The organism is Phenylobacterium sp., assembly GCF_030680185.1.
Taxonomy (GTDB): Bacteria; Pseudomonadota; Alphaproteobacteria; order Caulobacterales; family Caulobacteraceae; genus Phenylobacterium.
In genome coordinates, this window is sequence record NZ_JAUXVZ010000047.1 from 36,390 (window position 1) to 54,296 (window position 17,907).

At 67.1% G+C, this 17,907-nt stretch carries 16 protein-coding genes; 6 read left to right on the plus strand and 10 right to left on the minus strand.

The window, feature by feature from the left end:
• Positions 1–167: 167 nt before the first annotated feature.
• The 4 genes from Q8L83_RS10950 to Q8L83_RS10965 all read left to right on the plus strand — a co-directional run bounded on the left by Q8L83_RS10950 (position 168) and on the right by Q8L83_RS10965 (position 4,463).
• Complete coding sequence (locus Q8L83_RS10950) at positions 168–1,265, plus strand: histidine kinase dimerization/phosphoacceptor domain -containing protein (protein ID WP_305286838.1); 1,098 nt, start codon at positions 168–170, stop codon at positions 1,263–1,265.
• Between the two features lie 7 nt (positions 1,266–1,272).
• Entirely contained in the window at positions 1,273–1,734 is a 462-nt protein-coding gene (locus tag Q8L83_RS10955; protein ID WP_305286840.1) for a response regulator, read from the plus strand.
• 8 nt (positions 1,735–1,742) lie between these two features.
• The gene (locus tag Q8L83_RS10960) at positions 1,743–2,042 is read left to right on the plus strand and encodes a SemiSWEET family sugar transporter (RefSeq protein ID WP_305286842.1); all 300 of its coding nucleotides are present in this window, start codon (positions 1,743–1,745) and stop codon (positions 2,040–2,042) included.
• 108 nt (positions 2,043–2,150) lie between these two features.
• Complete coding sequence (locus Q8L83_RS10965) at positions 2,151–4,463, plus strand: tetratricopeptide repeat protein (RefSeq protein WP_305286844.1); 2,313 nt, start codon at positions 2,151–2,153, stop codon at positions 4,461–4,463.
• Here Q8L83_RS10965 and Q8L83_RS10970 read toward each other — a convergent pair.
• Genes Q8L83_RS10970 through Q8L83_RS11000 form a run of 7 tightly spaced genes read right to left on the minus strand, consistent with a single transcriptional unit; the run spans position 4,460 to position 10,174 of the window.
• Positions 4,460–5,275 carry an NAD(P)-dependent oxidoreductase gene (locus Q8L83_RS10970; RefSeq protein WP_305286845.1) on the minus strand — a complete coding sequence of 272 codons (816 nt, stop codon included), beginning with the start codon at positions 5,273–5,275 and terminating at the stop codon, positions 4,460–4,462. The genes Q8L83_RS10965 and Q8L83_RS10970 overlap by 4 nt on opposite strands.
• The gene (locus Q8L83_RS10975; protein ID WP_305286847.1) at positions 5,272–5,766 is read right to left on the minus strand and encodes a DapH/DapD/GlmU-related protein; all 495 of its coding nucleotides are present in this window, start codon (positions 5,764–5,766) and stop codon (positions 5,272–5,274) included. The genes Q8L83_RS10970 and Q8L83_RS10975 overlap by 4 nt, the downstream gene beginning before the upstream one ends.
• Complete coding sequence (locus Q8L83_RS10980; protein ID WP_305286849.1) at positions 5,766–6,317, minus strand: dTDP-4-dehydrorhamnose 3,5-epimerase family protein; 552 nt, start codon at positions 6,315–6,317, stop codon at positions 5,766–5,768. The genes Q8L83_RS10975 and Q8L83_RS10980 overlap by 1 nt, the downstream gene beginning before the upstream one ends.
• The gene (locus Q8L83_RS10985) at positions 6,317–7,555 is read right to left on the minus strand and encodes a class I SAM-dependent methyltransferase (RefSeq protein WP_305286851.1); all 1,239 of its coding nucleotides are present in this window, start codon (positions 7,553–7,555) and stop codon (positions 6,317–6,319) included. The genes Q8L83_RS10980 and Q8L83_RS10985 overlap by 1 nt, the downstream gene beginning before the upstream one ends.
• Positions 7,555–8,613 (minus strand): CDP-glucose 4,6-dehydratase, encoded by a 1,059-nt coding sequence (rfbG, locus tag Q8L83_RS10990; RefSeq protein ID WP_305286853.1) that lies wholly within the window; start codon positions 8,611–8,613, stop codon positions 7,555–7,557. The genes Q8L83_RS10985 and rfbG overlap by 1 nt, the downstream gene beginning before the upstream one ends.
• Positions 8,610–9,383: a glucose-1-phosphate cytidylyltransferase gene (gene rfbF / locus Q8L83_RS10995; RefSeq protein ID WP_305286855.1), complete on the minus strand. Its 774-nt coding sequence runs from the start codon at positions 9,381–9,383 to the stop codon at positions 8,610–8,612. The genes rfbG and rfbF overlap by 4 nt, the downstream gene beginning before the upstream one ends.
• Positions 9,384–9,406: 23 nt before the next feature.
• Positions 9,407–10,174 carry a cephalosporin hydroxylase family protein gene (locus tag Q8L83_RS11000; protein ID WP_305286857.1) on the minus strand — a complete coding sequence of 256 codons (768 nt, stop codon included), beginning with the start codon at positions 10,172–10,174 and terminating at the stop codon, positions 9,407–9,409.
• A 128-nt stretch (positions 10,175–10,302) separates the two neighbouring features.
• Here Q8L83_RS11000 and Q8L83_RS11005 point away from each other — a divergent pair, with 128 nt between their 5' ends.
• Together Q8L83_RS11005 and Q8L83_RS11010 are read left to right on the plus strand one after the other, a co-directional pair.
• The gene (locus Q8L83_RS11005; protein ID WP_305286859.1) at positions 10,303–11,061 is read left to right on the plus strand and encodes a sulfotransferase; all 759 of its coding nucleotides are present in this window, start codon (positions 10,303–10,305) and stop codon (positions 11,059–11,061) included.
• On the plus strand, positions 11,058–12,146 hold the full coding sequence (locus Q8L83_RS11010; protein ID WP_305286861.1) for a M23 family metallopeptidase: 1,089 nt from the start codon (positions 11,058–11,060) through the stop codon (positions 12,144–12,146). The genes Q8L83_RS11005 and Q8L83_RS11010 overlap by 4 nt, the downstream gene beginning before the upstream one ends.
• 546 nt (positions 12,147–12,692) lie before the next feature.
• On the opposite strand, the gene Q8L83_RS11015 is transcribed toward Q8L83_RS11010, so the two are convergent.
• The 3 genes from Q8L83_RS11015 to Q8L83_RS11025 all read right to left on the minus strand — a co-directional run bounded on the left by Q8L83_RS11015 (position 12,693) and on the right by Q8L83_RS11025 (position 17,860).
• Positions 12,693–14,516, minus strand: coding sequence for a calcium-binding protein (locus tag Q8L83_RS11015; RefSeq protein WP_305286863.1), 1,824 nt, complete (start codon positions 14,514–14,516; stop codon positions 12,693–12,695).
• 234 nt (positions 14,517–14,750) lie between these two features.
• Positions 14,751–16,136 (minus strand): HlyD family type I secretion periplasmic adaptor subunit, encoded by a 1,386-nt coding sequence (locus tag Q8L83_RS11020; protein WP_305286865.1) that lies wholly within the window; start codon positions 16,134–16,136, stop codon positions 14,751–14,753.
• A complete protein-coding gene (locus tag Q8L83_RS11025; RefSeq protein ID WP_305286867.1) occupies positions 16,133–17,860 on the minus strand; it encodes a type I secretion system permease/ATPase in 1,728 nt (575 codons plus the stop codon). The genes Q8L83_RS11020 and Q8L83_RS11025 overlap by 4 nt, the downstream gene beginning before the upstream one ends.
• Positions 17,861–17,907 lie beyond the last annotated feature (47 nt).

Here is a 17,907-nt window from a genome sequence, read left to right on the forward strand (position 1 = left end):
GATCGAATCTCCGTTCGCCGGATCATCCACCAAGCCGCATACCTGTGTCATCGCCGTGACAGTGGAAAGAATCCCTGACCGACATACGCCCGACCTGGGCCGCCGTTCGGGAACTGGCGTGGGGAGCCGGCGTTTCCCAAGCCCTGGGGAGTGGCGGTGCAGGTATTATGAGCGAGCGAAGGGACACCTTTCGGGCCGACAGTCTGCTGACGCCGCGGGCGGGAATCGACGATCCGTTCGCCGCGGCGGTGCACGCCACCCGCATGTCGATGATCATCGCCGACGCTCAGGCGCCCGACATGCCGATCGTCTTCGCCAATGACGCCTTCCTGGCTCTGAGCGGTTACGCCCGCGATGAGGTGCTGGGACGCAACTGTCGCTTTCTTCAGGGCCCTGACACCGATCCTGAGGCGGCGCGCCGTCTGGCGCAGGCGGTGACCGACGCCGTGCCCATCAATGTCGACATCCTGAACTACAGCAAGGACGGCAAGCCGTTCTGGAACGCGCTCCAGATCAGTCCGGTGCACAACGCCGATGGCGTGCTGGTCTATTTCATCGGCTCGCAGATCGATGTCACCGCGCGGAAGAACGCCGAGGATCGCCTGGTGCAGGATCGGGAAGGCCTGGTTTCGGTGGCCACCGAACAGACCAGGGCCGCCGAACAGGCCCTGGCTGAACGCACGGCCCTGCTCCACGAGGTCGATCACCGGGTCAAGAACAACCTCCAGCTCATCAGTTCCCTTCTGGTCCTGCAGACGCGGCGGACCGAAGATGCAAAGACCCGGGTGGCCCTGCAGTCGATGCTGTCGCGGGTCAGCGCCATCGCCACGGTTCACCGCCGGCTGTTCCAGAGCCGCGATCTGGCGCGATTCGACGTGGCCGCATTCGTCCGCGATCTGGTGGGCGACGTCTCATCGAGCCGCGAGGAGGTCGAGGTCGATCTGGACCTGGAAAGCATCGACATCGCCGCCGCCCAGGCTGCGCCCCTGGCCCTGGCGGTCAACGAGTTGCTGGACAACGCCTTCGCCCACGGCCTGGCGAGCGAGAAGGCCGGAAAGCTGGGAATCCGCGTCAAGCGGCTGAACGGCCACTATGTGATCGAAATCTGCGACGACGGCCCCGGCCTCCCCCCCACGGGACGGTTCGAGCCAGGCTTCGGCCTGACGATTGTGGGACTGCTGGCGCAACAACTGCGGGCAGAACTGCGTTTCGAGCCGACGAACCCCGGCGTGCGCGCCATTCTCGAACTGCCCGTAAACGCCTAGGTCCCCCATGTCGCAACCCATGTCCGTGCTGATCGTCGAAGACGAGGCCCTGTTGGCCGTCGAACTCGGATTCCTGGTCGAAGAGGCGGGATGCGTGCCGGTGGGCCACGCCCTTGACGCGGCGGTGGCGGTTCAACTGGCGGCCCGACACAGGCCAGACATCGCCCTCGTGGACGTGCATCTGGCTGACGGCCCGACAGGCGTCGATGCGGCCCGCGAGATCGCCGGTCATCACGGGGCTCTGGTGCTGTTCATGCCGGCCAATGTGAAACGCCTTCCTGAGGATCTGGCCGGCGCCTGTGGCGTCATCGGCAAGCCCTATACCGACCGGGCCGTCCGCCGCGCCTTGACCTATCTTGTCGGATGCCAGGCGCGCGGGTGCGCAGAGTCGCCCCCGCCCCCCGGTCTCACCTTGTCCGACGCCTATGCCGCCCGCTGGGGCGTTCATCAGCTCGAACAGTCGGCCTAGTCGAAGACATGGCTGCGAGTTTCCTGCCAGAGGCGATCGGATTTTTGGCCGGTCTGTGTTCGATGGTGAGCTTCACCCCCCAGCTCATCAAGACCTGGCGGGAACGGGACGCCCGGTCGATCTCGCTGCGCATGTATGTGGTCACCGTCACCGGCTTCGCCCTCTGGGTGACCTATGGCGTATCGATCGGAAGCCTACCGGTGATGCTGACCAATTCGGTCTGCCTGGTTCTTTCGGGACTTATCCTGGCGATGAAGTGGCGTTTCTCGCATACGCAGGCCGGAGCCGACCTCAAGCCCATGGCCTAGCCTGGCGGCCTTGGTTGGCGCCGCAGCACCGGCTGTCTAGAATTGCGACTCCGACGACAGGCGCCTCGCCTCCCCTGGCGCGCGCCGCCGCCAATTCAGGACCTCGCAATGAACGACCGGATCGCCGCTGCTGAGGCTGCTTTCAAGGCTGGCCACTTCGACGAAGGGGTCGCCCTGACGGAAGCGCTGCTCATCGACGAGCCCAAGTCAGGAAACCAGCTCTATCGGAACTTCGCCTCGCTGCTGTTCCGCCGGGGGCGGTATGAGGACAGCGCCCGCTGGGCGAAGACCGGCGCCGAAATCTATCCCCGCGACAGCGAGCTGTGGAACATTCTGGGCGTCTCCCTGCGCCGCCTCGATCGCCCCCAGGAGGCCCTTCAGGCCCTGAACGCCGGCATCAAGGCCCAGCCCAAGAATGAAGCCCTCTGGCAGAACAAGGGCAATGTCCTCAACGATCTGAAGGACGGCCCAGGCGCCATCGCGGTGTTCAGTCGCCTGGTCCGTTCGGCGCCGACCAACCCCGAGTTTCAGCGGAGCCTGGGGCGCGCCCATTGGCACGCAGGCGACATGGAAAAGGCCGAAATGCGCTATCGGCTGGCCACGCGCCTGCGGCCCGACCTGGTCGACGCCTGGCTTGATCTCTCGGCGCTGCAGGCCGACTCCAAGAAACCGGAAATCGCCGTGGCGACCCTGGACGAGGCGATCGCGCAGAATCCCGCGCCGCGCCTGAAGGAGGCCAAGGCCCTGGCCATTCGCCGGTCCAACAAGCTGCGCCAGGCCGAGGCCTATCTGCTCACCCTTCTGGAGGAGCTTCCGGACGAGGCCTGGGTGCACCACCAGCTGGGCGCCGTGATCACCGACTGGGACCGGCCCCGGGCCAACGAGCATCTGCGCCGGGCCGTCGAATTGGCGCCGGACAATCTCGAATATCGGATGGGCCTGGTCGAAAGCCTCGCCCGCTCACGGCACGGCGATGAAGCCGCCCATATCGACGCGGCCTATGTCGAGCTGAAACTCGCCCGCGAGCTCGGCCCCCTGGTCACCGGCGGTCAGTTGAAAGTGGCTTCCGAAGTCCTCTCGCGCGTGGCCGATTTCGAGGGCCTGGAGGCGACTTGCGACTTCCACGAGACGGGCCGCCTTTGGGCCGAGCAGGGCCGCCACACCGCGCTCCTCAGCCAGCTGTCGCGGGTGCGGGCGCCGGAGGATCGCGACGAACTGGTCACCCAGCACCGCATCTATGGCGATCTCGTGCAGGAGCGCGTGGCCCGCTACCCCCTGCGTGCGCCGGCGGCGCCCCGACAACCGGACGGCAAGATCCGTCTGGGCTTCATGTCATCGGACCTGCGCAACCATCCGGTGGCCTATTTCGCCCTGCCCCTGTTCGAGCACTATCCCCGCGATCGCTTCGATCTCTATTGCTACTCCTTCTATCAGGGGCAAGAGGACCACCTGCAGAAGCGGATCACCGGCCTGGTGAAGGCCTTCCGTTGGAACCAGGACGTCAGCGACCTGGACGCCGCCCAGATCATCAGCGACGACCAGCTGGACATGCTGATCGAGCTCGGCGGCTCGACCCACATGAACAAGCTCAATGTGATGGCCTGGAAGCCGGCGCCCCTTCAGGCCAGCTGGCTCGGCTATCCGCACTCCTCGGGCCTGTCGAAGATCGACCATCTGATCGTCGATCCATATCTCCTGCCGCCCCGGCCGGAACTGATGATCGAAGAGCCCCTGCTGATGCCTTCGAGCTGGATCGCCATGGGCGAGCTGGCCTTCCCCGAGCGACCGATGGCCGCCCAGCCGCCTGTGGTCGCCAATGGCTTTGTCACCTTCGGCACCGCCAACAATCCCTACAAGTACAGCCGCGAGATGGTCCGCCACTGGGCGCGGGTGACCGCCGCGGTGCCCCATTCGCGGTTCATGTTCGTCCGGCCCGAGGCGGGCACGGCGGCGTTCCGCGACAACATCAGCGCCATCTTCGAGTCCGAGGGCGTGAGTCGAGACCGGATTCGCTTCGAGGCCGTGCGCGGCGCGCACATGCCGTTCTACAACGAGATGGACATCACCCTGGACACCTTCCCCCAGACGGGCGGCACCACGACGTGCGAGTCCCTCTGGATGGGCGTGCCGGTGGTGACCCTGGTGGGGCCTGGCCTGTTCGAGCGGTTGAGCCTGTCGATCCTGGGCAATGCGGGCCTGGCCGATCTCTGCGCGGGCGACCTCGACACCTATCTCCAGACCGCGGTGAAGCTGGCGGGCGATGTGGAGCGGCTGACCAGCCTTCGCCAGACTCTCCGCCCGACCCTGAAGGCGAGCCGCCTGGGCCAGACCAAGGTCTTCGCCCAGGACTTCTACCGCATGATCGACGCCGCGGTGACCCGCAGCCAGGGGGCGACGGCCAAGGCCAGCGAGGTCGCCTAACCCTGGAAGAAGCCCGGCGCCGCAAGGGCGTCGCGCAGCAGCCCCTGGGCGTCGCGCGGGGTGACGCCCAGGGCGCGCAGGCGCTCGGTCGCGCAGGCCGGCGCCGGCGGCGTCGGTCGATCGGCCGCCAGGTTCAGGGTCCAACCGGCCTCGGCGAATACGCGGGCGAGATCGGCGTTGGAGACGTTCTCTCCCCGGGCCACATTGACCACCCCGTCCGCCCCTTGATCGGCCATGGCCAGCAGGGCCGCCACCACGTCGTCGGCATGGATGTAGTCGCGCACGGCGCCGGGGAGAGAGTCCCGGGTCAGGACCCGGCTTTGACGGGCCTCCTGCAGCAACTCCGGCAGGAAGCCGCTGGCGCCTTGGGCCAGATCGAAGACATTGGAGAGACGGGCCACCGCGCCACGGCCATCGGAGCGCGCCAGGGTCAGGTTCTCGCCCAGGGCCTTGGAGAGATCATAGACATTGCGCGGGGCGGCCGGATCAAAGGCCAGGACGTCGTCCTCCCGCCCGCCGGCCGCGCCGAGGCTGTCGTAGAGCCTGGTGGACGACAGATAGATCAGCCGATCGAAACGGGCCTTGGCCAGCACCTGGGCCAGCAGGGTGACGTGGGCCTCGACCGTATCGAAGGGCCGGACGGCGAAGTCGCCGGTCAGGCCGGCGCAATAGAAGACCTGGCCCAGATCGCGCGTGAACAGATCGGCCTCGCCGCGGGCCGGCGCATAGACCGCCTCGCCCCGATCGCGCAGGGCCTGGGCCAGCCGTCCGCCGATGAAGCCGCCGGCCCCGATGACGGTCCAACCCCTCACCGCTTGCCGCGCTCGCCGATGCGGCGGACCGGCGCGCCGGCATAGATTCCGTAGGGCTCGAGCTGGCCGCGCACCACTGCGCCCGCGGCCACGACGCAACCCTTGCCGATCACTGCGCCGTCCAGCACCACCACGCCGGCGCCGAGCCAGACGTCGTCCTCGATGACGATGCCGCCGCGGCTCTCCATGAAGCCCTGGTCGCGGATGCGCACGTCACGGTCGGCGATCTCGTGATTGGTCGGGGCGAGCGTGCAGTTGGCGGCGATCAGCACACCCTCGCCGATGCGCACCCCATTGCCGGTGTAGATCACCGTGCCGGAATTGACCGCGGAGTCCGCGCCGATGGTCACCTCGCCAGAGCCGCCGACGGCCTTGATCTTGACGAAGGAGTCGATGAGCACGCGCGGTCCGATCTCGATCAAGGTGCCCCGCACCGAGCGCTCGATATCCGCCAGCGGCGAGATGGTGGCGGTGGGGTCGATCTTGAGCATCAGCGGCCTCCTGGCCCGGCTTCGCGACCGAAGTCCGGGTAGCTGGCGTCCCGCTCGGAGATCACCTGCGGGTCGGCCGGCCAGGCGATGGCGAAGGCCGGATCGTTCCAGCGCACGCCGGCCCCGTACCCGGGCTCGAACATCGGCGCGATCTGGTAGAGCACGTCGGTGTCGGCCTCCAGGGTGAGGAAGCCATGGGCGACGCCTTCGGGGATGAAGAGGGCGCGGCCGGCTTGCGCGTCCAGCTCGACCCCGGTCCAGCGGCCCAGAGTCGGGCTGCCCGGACGCAGGTCGAGGGCGACATCGAAGATCCGCCCCCGGACGACCCGCACCAGCTTGGTCTCCCCATGAGGCGCTGGCTGATAGTGCATGCCGCGAAGGGTCAGCGCCGCAGTGTTCCGCGACAGGCTGGTCTGGGCCGGGGTGAAATCGATGCCGGCGTCTGCAAACTCGGCGGGGCAATGCAGCCGCGCAAAGGCGCCGCGGTCATCAAGGACGGGGTCGGGATCAACGACGACGACGCCCGCGATATCCGTCGGCGCAAACCGCATCAGTCGAGAACCTTGGTCACCGGCGAGGCGATCACGAAGCGGCCGCCCCAGTCCCGCACATAGGCCAGCTGGCCCATGATCTCATCCTTCAGGTTCCAGGGCAGGATCAGCACATAGTCGGGCTTCACCTCGGCCACCTTGTCAGGCCCGTAGATCGGCGCATGGCTGCCAGGCAGGAAGCGGCCCTGCTTGTGCGGATTGGCGTCGAAGGCGCAGACGATGTCGTCGGGTCCCACGCCGGCATAGTTGAGGAAGGTGTTGCCCTTGGCCGCCGCCCCATAGGCGGCCACCGTCTTGCCGTCGGCCTTGGCCTGGCGAAGGAAGGCCAGGAAGCTGTCGCGCACCTCGTCGACCCGCGCGGCATAGCCCTCATAGGTCTCAAGCTGATGGAGACCGGCCGCGGCCTCGCGGGCGCGCAGGGTCTTGAGCGCGTCGGTCTCCTGGTGGCTGGAGGCCTCGTGGGCGCAAAACAGGCGCAGCGACCCCCCATGGGTCGGCAGCAGCTCGACGTCGAAGGCGCGCAGGCCGTTGGCCCGCAGCACCTGGGCCACCGCCAGCAGCGACAGGTAAGAGAAGTGCTCGTGATAGATGGTGTCGAACTGCACCATCTCCAGCATGTTCAGGAAGTGGGGAAACTCGAAGGTCAGCACGCCTTCCGGCTTCAGAACCTCGCGGAACCCGGCCACGAAGCCGCCGATGTCAGGCACATGGGCCAGCACATTGTTGGCCGCCATCAGGTCGGCCTTGATCCCCCGCGCCGCCAGCGCCTTGCCGGTCTCCCCGTGGAAGAACATCACCTCGGTGGGCACGCCCTTGTCGATGGCCGCCTGGGCGGTGTTGGCCGTGGGCTCGATCCCGAGCACCGGCACGCCAGCGGCCTTGAAGTGCTGCAAAAGGTAGCCGTCGTTGGAGGCGATCTCGACCACCAGGGAGTCAGGCCCCAGGCCGAACCGCGCGATCATCGCCTCGGCGTAGCGGCGGGCGTGCTCCACCCAGCTGGCCGAGTAGGACGAGAAATAGGCGTAGCCGGCGTCGAAGATCTCGTCGGCGGCGACCGGATCGTCCACCTGCACCAGGAAGCACTCGGCGCAGACGCGGGCGTGCAGGGGATAGGTCTTCTCACCGCCGGCGGCCAACTGCTCGGCGGTCAGGTTGCTGTTGGCCAGCGGCTGACGGCCCAGATCCACCAGGGTATGGCTGAGCGGCGAGCGGCAGAAACGGCAGACGGGCGTCGTCATCACAGGCTTTCGTAGGTCTCAATCTGCGCCAGGCAGAGGTCGCGGGCGGCTTCGCCCAACCCCTGGCGGCGATACCAGTCCATGGTCCAGGCCACGGCTGTGGGGCCATCGAGGGCGCTCTCGAAGTCGAGCGTCCTGCGGGCGAGGCTGGCGTCCACCGCCAGGCTCCTGGCCTCGATGGAGGCGGGGTCGGGTTCATGACGCCAGGGCTGGGCGTCCAGGGCGGCGATGGCCTGGGTGGCCAGTTCGCCGACGGTGATCTCGGCCGCGCCCGGACGCGGCCCGAAGTTCAGGGCGCGCGGGGTGTCCGGCTTCTGGACCAGGGCCTGGGCGAAGACGAGGTAGCCGGCCAGGCAGTCCAGCACATGCTGCCAGGGCCGCGTGGCCTCGGGGTGACGCAGGACAGTGGTCTCCCCGGCTCTCGCGGCGCGGACGATATCGGCCACCAGGCGGTCGCGGGAGAAGTCTCCCCCGCCGATCACATTGCCGCCTCGGGCGGTGGCCACCGGCACGCCGGCCTTGTCGAAATAGGAGCGAGCGAAGCTGGCGGTGACGATCTCTGCGCAGGCCTTGGACGCCGAATAGGGATCCTTGCCGCCCAGGGCGTCGCCCTCCTGGAAGGCGCGGCCGCCGTCGTTGTTGGCGTAGACCTTGTCCGAGGTGATCACCAGCACGGCGCGCAGGGCGTCCTCGTCCCTTAGGGATTCCAGCAGATGGGCCGTGCCCATGATATTGGTGGAGAAGGCGCCAACCGGGTCCTCGATGGCCGCGCGCACGATGGGCTGGGCGGCCATGTGCAGCACGAGATCGAAAGGCCGGCCGCCGACCACGTCCAGCACAGCGCGGCGATCGCGGAGGTCCGCCAGATGCGAGGCGGCCAGATGGTCATAGCCGGCAAGGTCAGCGAGGGCCGGGGTCTGGTCCGGCGCCAGCGCCAGGCCGGTGACCTTGGCCCCCATGCGCGCCAGCCAGAGGCCCGCCCAGGCGCCCTTGAAGCCCGTGTGGCCGGTCAGCAGGACGCGCTTGTTCGCCCAGAAGTCCGGGTCGGGCCTGATCATGCCCACTTGCGCCAGGGCGCCTGACCCGACGCCCAGAGGCCTTCCAGCTGGTTCTTGTCGCGCAGGGTGTCCATGGCCGCCCAGAAACCGTCATGGCGATAGGCGATCAGTTCGCCGTCCGCGGCCAGGCCCTCCAGGGGACCAAGCTCCCAGACGGTGGCGTCATTCTCGACCCGGTCGATCACCGAGGGGTCGAGGACGAAGAAGCCGCCATTGATCAGACCATTGTCGCCCGGCGGCTTTTCCACAAAGCGGTCCACCCGGTCGCCGGTCATCTCCAGCGCGCCATAGCGCCCAGGGGGCGCCACGGCGGTCACCGTCGCGGGCTTCCCATGGGCGGCATGGAATTTCGCCAGGGCCGTGAGGTCCACATCGGCGACCCCATCCCCATAGGTGAAGAAGAAGGGCTCGCCGGGGGGCAGGAACTCCCGCACGCGCTTCAGCCGCCCGCCGGTCATGGTGTCGGGACCGGTGTCCACCAGGGTCACCTTCCACGGCTCATGCTTGGTGGCGTGGTAGTCGATGGCGCGGTTGGCGAGGTCGACGGTGAAGTCCGCATTGTGCAGGACGTAGTTGGCGAAATACTCCTTCACCACATAGCCCTTGTAGCCCAGGCAAACGACGAACTCGTTGAAGCCGTGGTGGGCGAACATCTTCATGATGTGCCAGAGGATCGGCCGGCCGCCGACCTCGATCATCGGCTTGGGCCGCAGGTGGCTTTCCTCGGAAATCCGGGTGCCCAGGCCGCCGGCCAGGATGACGACTTTCATCGCTGCTGTTCCCCCGCCGACGCTCAGGCGATCCGCTTGACGAAGGCGTCAGGCCAATAGGTGACCCGCGAATTCACCACCCCTTCGTTGAAGGGGAAGGTCGGCTCTTCGATGATGAAGCGCTTATCCTGGGCCACGAACTCATGTACCGCCTGACGGGGATTGTTCCAGGTCCAGTCCTCGGCCGTGCGGGGTCCGCCCACCACCTGTTCCATGATCCCGTCGGTGGCGACGATGTAGGAGCCCACCGGCACCATGTCGGCATAGGCGCGCAGTTCGTCGAGCACGTGGCCCTTGGTGTGGTTGGAATCGAGCACCACCAGCACGGTCTCGCCGGGCTTGATCTGCGCCTTGACCTGTTCGACCACCTCGGGCGCGGTGGAGGAGCCTTCGATCAGCTCGATCCGCTTCTTCATCGGGTGGGCCTCGATGGCCGTGCGATTGTGCGGCCGGATCTCGATATCGATGCCGATCACCCGACCCTTGTTCATCGCCTCGAACAGGGAGGCGTAGAAGACCAGGGACCCGCCATGGGCCACGCCGGTCTCCACCAGCACGTCGGGCTTCAGATCCCAGATCACCTCCTGCAGGCGGACCATGTCCTCCGGCAGCTGAATGATCGGCCGGCCCATCCAGGCGAAGGAATAGACGTATTTGGAATCCCAGGTCGCCCGGACCCAGGCCTTGGACGCCGCGGCGAACCCTTCGGCGGTGGAGAGGCTGTGGCGCGTTTCTGTGTCGCCGTCGCGGACGACGACTTCGCCGCGCTCTTCGTCGATGATGGTGATCAAGACCCCGACCTTGTATGCCGTTTCTGGCGGGCCGTGCTTAGGTGACCCGCTCTGTGGCCTCCTCCATATCGCGTGTCGGCGGCCCGATGAAGCCGTATCCCGCGTCAGGGGCGCTGGCGCTCCTCTAGATGATCCAGGAGCAGGACTTGGAGCCGAAGGTCGATTTCATCATCGTCGGCGCGCAGAAGGCCGGGACGACGGCCCTGTTCGACTATCTGGGCGAGCATCCGCAGATCGGCCTGTCGGACGTCAAGGAAGTTCACTTCTTCGACGACGAGACCCAAGACTGGGCCGCCCCGGATTACGGCGACTATCACGCCCGCTTCGACCTGGCCGATCGCAGCCGCCGCTGGGGCGAGGCCACGCCCATCTACCTCTATTGGAAGAACAGCATCGCGCGGATCGCAGCCTATAATCCCGCGGCGCGGCTGATCATCCTGCTCCGCGATCCGGTGGAGCGGGCCTGGTCGCACTGGAAGATGGAGTTCGCCCGGGGGGCGGAAACCGCACCGTTCGATTGGTGCATTCGACGGGGCCGCGCCCGACTGTTCGAATCCGAACCATGGGGCTTCCATCGGGAGTTCAGCTATGTGGAGCGCGGCTTCTATGGCGAGCAGATCGCCCAGGCACTGGCGCATTTTCCAGCGCGACAGCTGCTGATCCTGCGCTCCGAAGATCTCGACGCCGCGCCTGCGGCGACCTTGCAGCGAATCAGCGGCTTCCTGGACATCGACCCTGCCCCGCCCGTCCAGCGCCGGCGGGTGCACGAGGGCCAGCCAATGAGCTATCCGTCCAGCCTGACGACCGAGGATGTCGCCTATCTGCGCGGGCTGTATGGCGAGGACATGGCCCAGCTCGCCGAGCTGACCGGCATTCGATTCTGGTGAGCCTCGCCATATTTCCGTCAGGCCACTTGGCCAATCTCGCCGCCATGCTCGCCATGTCCCGCAGGTGGAAAACGCCACCGGCCGCCGTTCCGATTCTTGCCGCGACCACCCTGCTGGCGGCCTGTTCGCCTAGCGCCCCGAGCGAGGCGGCTGACGCGGCTCCGCTCGGCCCCCAGCTCGTCCTGCCGGTGGACTGCGTGCTGGGGGAGACCTGCGAGATCCAGAACTATGTGGACCGCGACCCTGGCCCCGGCGCCAAGGACTATACCTGCGCGACGCGCACCTATCAGGACCACAAGGGCGTCGATATCCGCATCCCCGACATGGCCGCCCAGCGAGCCGGGGTCGATGTCCTGGCCGCAGCGCCGGGCCGTGTGACGCGGTTGCGCGACGGGGTGGCCGACGTATCGGTGCGCAACACCGGGGTGGCCGCCGTGGACGGCGTTGAGTGCGGCAATGGGATCGTCATCGACCATGGCGACGGCTGGGAAAGCCAGTACTGCCATCTGGCCCAGGGCAGTCTGATCGTCGCACAGGACGCCGAGGTTCGGGCCGGACAACCCATCGCCCGCATCGGCCTGTCTGGGCAGACCGAATATCCCCACCTGCACTTCTCGTTGCGCAAGGACGGCCAGGTAGTCGATCCATTCGCACCGGAGGGCGGCGAGGCCTGCGAGGCGAGGGGCGCGCTATGGGCCGCCAGCGTTTCAGCGGCCATGGCCTATAAGTCCGGCGCCGTGCTCAACACGGGATTTTCGTCCGGCGCCGTGTCGATGGAGTCCATCGAGGACGGCGGGCTGCCCCCGGCCAGCGCCCATGCGCCAGCCCTGGTGGCCTATGTTCGCGCCATTGGCCTTGAGGCCGGCGACATCCAGCATCTTACGGTCACGGGCCCCGGAGGGGACCTGCTGGCCGAGACCACGATCGATCCCCTGGATGGCCCCAAGGCCCAGTACATGCTCTATGCCGGCCGACGGACCCCCGCCGACGGCTGGGCGCCCGGGACCTATATGGCGGCCTATTGGGTCGAGCGCGGCGGACGACGCGCCCTGGAGCGGCGCTTCGAGATCAACCTCCAGGACTAAGCGGTCCGCCTGGAATTTTCTCTAAACCTGTCGTTAAGACGACAGACTCTCTTTCGCAGCTCGGCGGACTAAGCTACAGTTTGATGTCAGCCTTGCTCTCCAGGGCTGTGTCGCATCGGTCGGGCCATAGCGTCCATGCCAGCTATGGCCCGACCTCTTGCATCTCCTGAAAATTTGGATCGTTCGTCGCCGGGTCGAGGTGGCCTTGGTCGCGTCAGGCTTGTGCGCGCGCTTGTTGTCGGGCGACGCGTGCAGGCCTCTTGGGCCAAATCGTCCGACGCCGACGTTGTTCAGGGGCCCCGAGGCCCCGTATGGCCAGGTCTGCCTGGAAAGCCGAGCCGCCCGACGGCCCTGCCTGTCGAAGTCCGGGTTTCTGGCCTAGACCGGCCCAGAACAGGCCTGACTTGCACACAGATCGGACGGGGAAGCCGGTGCGCGTCCGTGAGCTCCGTCGAGAGACAGGCTCCGATGACGTGAACGGGTCGCACCAAAGAAAAGGGGCCGCCCCGAAGGACGGCCCCAATCTTAGTTCGGACTGTAAGTCGTTTAGACGACGAAGTCGGACTGCTCGACGCCAGCCAGGGTGACGCCGTTCAGGTAGACAGTGCCGGTCACCGTGTTGGTGCCGCTGATGTCGGCGAAGACATAGACGTCGCCGCCAACTTGCACCGCGACGATGTCGCGCTGACCGCCGCCGATCAGGGCAGCCGCGTCATTGAACGCCTGGGCGTAGGTCCAGGTCGCGTCGCCGATTTCGGCGTAGTTGGTCGCCGTGGCGGCCACACCGAAGGAGATCGAGTCATCAGCAGAGACGAAGTTGTTGATGCGATCGATCGAACCCGTGGTCGACGAGGTGTCGCCGGCCGCGAAGACGAAGCGATCGGCGCCAGCGCCGCCGTCCATGGTGTCGACACCGGCGCCGCCGGTGATGGTGTCAGCGCCAGCGCCGCCGATGATGGAGTCGTTGCCGGCTCCACCGAGCAGGGCGTTGCTACCGCCGTTGGCGGCCGCCGTGATCAGGTCGTTGCCTTCGCCACCGTTGATGGTGTCGTTGCCGCCACCCGAAGTGATCAGGTCATTGCCCGCATCGCCGTTAGCAACGTTGTTGCCGCCAGCCGACAGATCGATGGTGTCATTGCCGTCGCCACCGGAGATGGTGTCGGCGCCCGTGCCAGCCGTGATCGAGTCGTTGCCCGCGCCGCCAGACATGTTGTTGGCGCCCGCGGTCGCGCTGACCTGGTCGTCACCTTCGCCACCGTCGATGGTGTCGTTGCCCGCACCGCCGGCGAGGGTGTCGTTGCCGCCCTCACCGAAGATTTGGTCAGCGTCCGTGCCGCCGGTGATGTTGTCGTTACCAAGGTTGCCGTTCAGGAAGTTGGAGCCCGAGGTGCCAACGATGGTGTCGTTACCTTGACCGCCGAGGAGGGTGTCATTACCCGCGCCGCCCGTCATGTTGTCGTCGCCGAGGTTGCCGTTGGCCCAGTCGTTGCCAGCGTCGCCGTCGATCGTGTCGTTGTCCTGACCGCCGTACAGGCTGTCGTTGCCGGCGCCACCGTTGATGGAGTCAGCGCCCGCATTGCCTTGCAGCGAGTCGTTGTCGGCTTCGCCCAGCAGGGTGTCGGCGCCGAGGCCGCCCCACATGGTGTCGTTGCCGGCGCCGCCCGTGAGGCTGTCAGAACCTTCACCGCCATCGACGCTGTCGTTGCCCGTGCCGCCGGCGATATCGTCGTCGCCAGCTTCACCCAGGAGGGTGTCGTTGCCGCCGCCGCCAACGAGCGAGTCGTTGCCGAGGTTGCCGTTGATGAAGTCGGCGCCAGCGCCACCGGTGATCGAGTCGGTGCCTTGGCCGCCGAGCAGGGTCTCGGACTGACCGGTCAGGCCGCCACCGGTGATGGTGTCGTCGCCCAGGTTGCCGTGAGCAAAGTTGTTGCCGCCACCGGTGCCGATGACGTCATTGCCCTGGCCGCCGTAGATCTGGTCAGCCGACGAACCCGCGGTGATGGAGTCGTTGCCGGCGTTGCCTTGGATGAAGTTCGCGCCGTCGTTGCCGGTCAGCGAGTCGTTGCCGTCGCCGCCGTACATGCCGTCAGCGCCCGAAGCGCCAGCCTGGGTTTCGTTGCCGGCGCCGCCGATGAACAGAACCGAACCCGTGGTGGTGGTTTCGACTTCGCCGTAGATGCCGGTGCCGAAGATCTTCGTGACGCCATTGACGGTGATGCTCACCCGAGCCGGCTCAGCGCCAACCGCGGGAACGTAGAGCACAGTGATCGCCGAAGCGTTGGTGCCCGGCGCGAACGCCAGCGAGTCAGCGCCGGACGCATAGGCGAGGGCCTGTGCCGGCGTAATGGTGTCGAAAGTATAGTTAGCCATGCTTCTCTCCAGTCAGTGTCACGTGGACCCCAGAACGCCTGGCCACCATCCCGCGGATGGAGCGGTCCTGGCGGTCCCTCCCCGCGCGCCATTACACATGGACGTGGCGAAGGTTAAAACGAGCCCGAGGAATGGGTATCGGATGCTTCGGCGATACGCAATATCAAAAAGCCTTGCCGGGCGCGGGTCGCGTAGAGGTGTGACTTACCCGCCGAGACTCATATGACCTGGATTCTACTCTTCCCGCAGGGCGTTGTCGAAGGTGTCGGTCAGCGGATCGAGAATATAGGACAGGATCGAGCGGCGCCCGGTGACGATCATGGCCTGGGCGGGCATGCCCGGCGCCAGCTCCACGTCGCGGGGTAGCTTGGCCAGGGCCGCGGGGTCGATGCGCAGCTCGGCGAGGAAGTAGGCGACGCCGGTCTGCTGATCCACCAGGCGGTCGGCCGACAGGCTGGTGACCGTGGCGCTCATGGGCGGGACGCGGCGCGAGCTGAAGGCCGAAACCTCGACCTGGGCCTCCTGGCCGATCCTGACGCTGTCCACGTCGGTCGGCTTGACGCGGGCATGGACGATCAGCGGCGCGTCGGCCGGCACGATGTCCATCAGCAGCTCGCCGGGGGTGACGACGCCGCCCACCGTAAACTGGGTGAGGTTCAGCACATAGCCGTCCACCGGCGAACTGACCGTGGTGCGGTCCAGAATCTGCCGGGCGGCGGTCAGGCGGGGGCCCACGTCGGAGAGCTGGCTCTGCATCTGGCGGAGGCCTTCGGCCGCCTCGCTGATTCGCTGATTTCGCAGGGTGGTGAGCTGAAGCCGCGCCTCCCCTTGCGCCTGACGCAGGCGATTGAGCTCTGAGGTCAGGGCGCCGCGACGCCCGCCCAGCTCCGCCAGGCTGCGCTCATAGCGCAGGATCAGGGTTTTGGGCGCGTAGCCCTTTTCATAGAGCGTCTGATAGCCGGCCAGCTCCTCGCGGGTGAAGCCGATCTGTTCGTCGATGGAATCGAGCTGGGCCTGGACCCCGACCATCTGGGTGGCCAGCTGATCGACCCGCTGCTCCAGCACGCCCTGCTGGCTGATGAAGAACTGCAGGCGGGTGTTGAACAGAAGCTGCTGGTCGCGGATCAGGCCGGCGACCCGAGGATCGCTCATGCGGCCGGTCAGTTCCTGCGGCAGGGCCAGGGTCTGGCTCCCTGCCGATTCGGCGCTGAATCGGGCGCTCTGGGCCAGGACGGCGTCATACTGATTCTGAAGCACGTCGACCGTGGCGTCCGACTGGACGGCGTCGAAGCGGATCAAGGGCTGATTGGCGCGCACGCGCTCGCCCTCGCGCACCAGGATCTGGGAGACCACGCCGCCTTCCCGATGACGCAGGGTCTTGCGGCTGGACTCCACCCGCACCTCGGCCGGGGCCGCCACAGCCGCGCTGATCTGGGTGAAGCCCGCCCAGATCAACATGCCGAAGACGAAGACGCCCACGACCACGCAGCCGATCAGGACCGGGCGCCAAAGGCGCTTTTCCAGGTCGCGGTTCGGCTCGGGCTCGCCCACGTCAAAGCGGGTGTCGAGAGGGCGGATCGGGCCGAGCACCGGCTTGAGGGGACCGAGGTCGAATTTCATCGGCTGGCCTCGACGGGACGCACAGGCGCCGGCTGGGTGACCCGGGCCATGACCGCCTCGCGCGGACCGAACATCTCCATGCGGCCATCGCGCAGGACCAGCATCTTGTCGGCGGAGCGCAGGATGCTCGGCTTGTGCGACACCACCACTACGGTCGCGCCCTTGGCGCGCTGGGCGTCGATGGCCTGCATCAGGGCGTTCTCGCCCTCGGCGTCCAGGCTGGCGTTGGGCTCGTCCAGCACCAGCAGGCTGGGATCGCCCAGCAGGGCGCGGGCGAGGCCCACCCGCTGCCGCTGGCCAGCCGACAGGATATAGCCGCCGTCGGTCAGCTCGGTCTCATAGCCCTTGGGCAGCCGCAGGATCATCTCGTGCACATTGGCCTGGGTGGCGGCGTCGATCACCGCTTGGTCGGTCACGTCGGCCCGGAAGCGGGCGATGTTGTCGCGCAGGGTGCCGGCGAACAGCTCCGTATCCTGCGGCAGGTAGCCCACATGAAGGCCAAATTCCGCCCGGTTCCAGGCGAAGACGTCGGCGCCGTCCAGGCGCACATGGCCGTTCACCGGCCGCCAGACCCCGACGATCAGCCGCGCCAGGGTGGACTTGCCCGCCCCCGAAGGGCCGATGATCCCGAGCATTTCGCCGGGCTCGATCTTGAAGTTCAGCCCCTGCAGCACATAGCGCTCGGCGCCCTGCGGGGCGAAGTTCACCCCCTCGATGCTCAGCTGGCCGAGCGGCCGCGGCAGGGAGGTGGCCGGGGTCGTCGGCTTGTAGGCGTTCAGAAGATTGTTCAGCCGGTCATAGGCGCGGCCGCCATTGACGATGCCGTCCCAGGCGCCGACCACCTTCTCGATCGGCTGCAGGGCGCGGCTGGCCAGGATCATGTTGGCGAACAGCATGGCCGGCGGGATCTTGCCCGTCACCACCAGATAGGCGCCGACGCCGATCACCAGGATCTGGATCAGCATGCGGGTGAACTTGGTGGTGTTGGCCACCACGCTGGAGCGCTGCGAGGCCCAGGCGCCGCGTTCGATGGCCCGGCCGCGGAAGGCCGACCAGCGGGCGCCCAGCGCGCCGAGCATGCCCATGGCGCGCACCACCTCGCCATTGCGCAGACCGGCCTCGGTGAAGGTGTAGGCCTTGAGGCTGGCCTCGTTGGCCTCCTGCAGCGGCGGCCGCGACAGGCGATCCTGCAGCATGGCCAGGCCGAACAGGGCCACAGCCCCGATCAGAGTGATGAACCCGACGAGGGGATCGATCACGAACAGAATGCCGATAAAGAGCGGCATCCACGGCAGATCGAAAATGGCCGAGAAGACCGCGCCCGTCAGGATCTGCCGAAAGGCGTCGAGGTCGCGCAACGCCTGGGACCGGGTCTGGCCCTGCCCCTTGCTCTCGGCCTCGAACAAGGCGGCGAAGACATGGCTGGAGACCCGCTGGTCGAGCATGATCCCGTAGTTGATCAGGATCCGCGTCCGCAGCTCGTCGATGACGCCCGAGATCACGAACACCAGCAGCGTTCCCACCGTCAGGACCATGAGGGTCGAGAGGCTGTGGCTGGACAGCACGCGCCCATAGATCTGGAAGGTGTAGAGCGGCAGGGCGAGGTAGAGCAGGTTGCTGATCAGGCTGAAGCCGGCGGCGAACGCCAGAGGCCTGGAGCCTTCCTTCAGCGCGCCCGTCAGCACATTGTCGGGCAGCGACGCAAACGGGTTGAGTATCTTCATGCGTGCGAGCGTCCGTCGGAGCCTCAGAGCCCCCAACATTGGAGCGC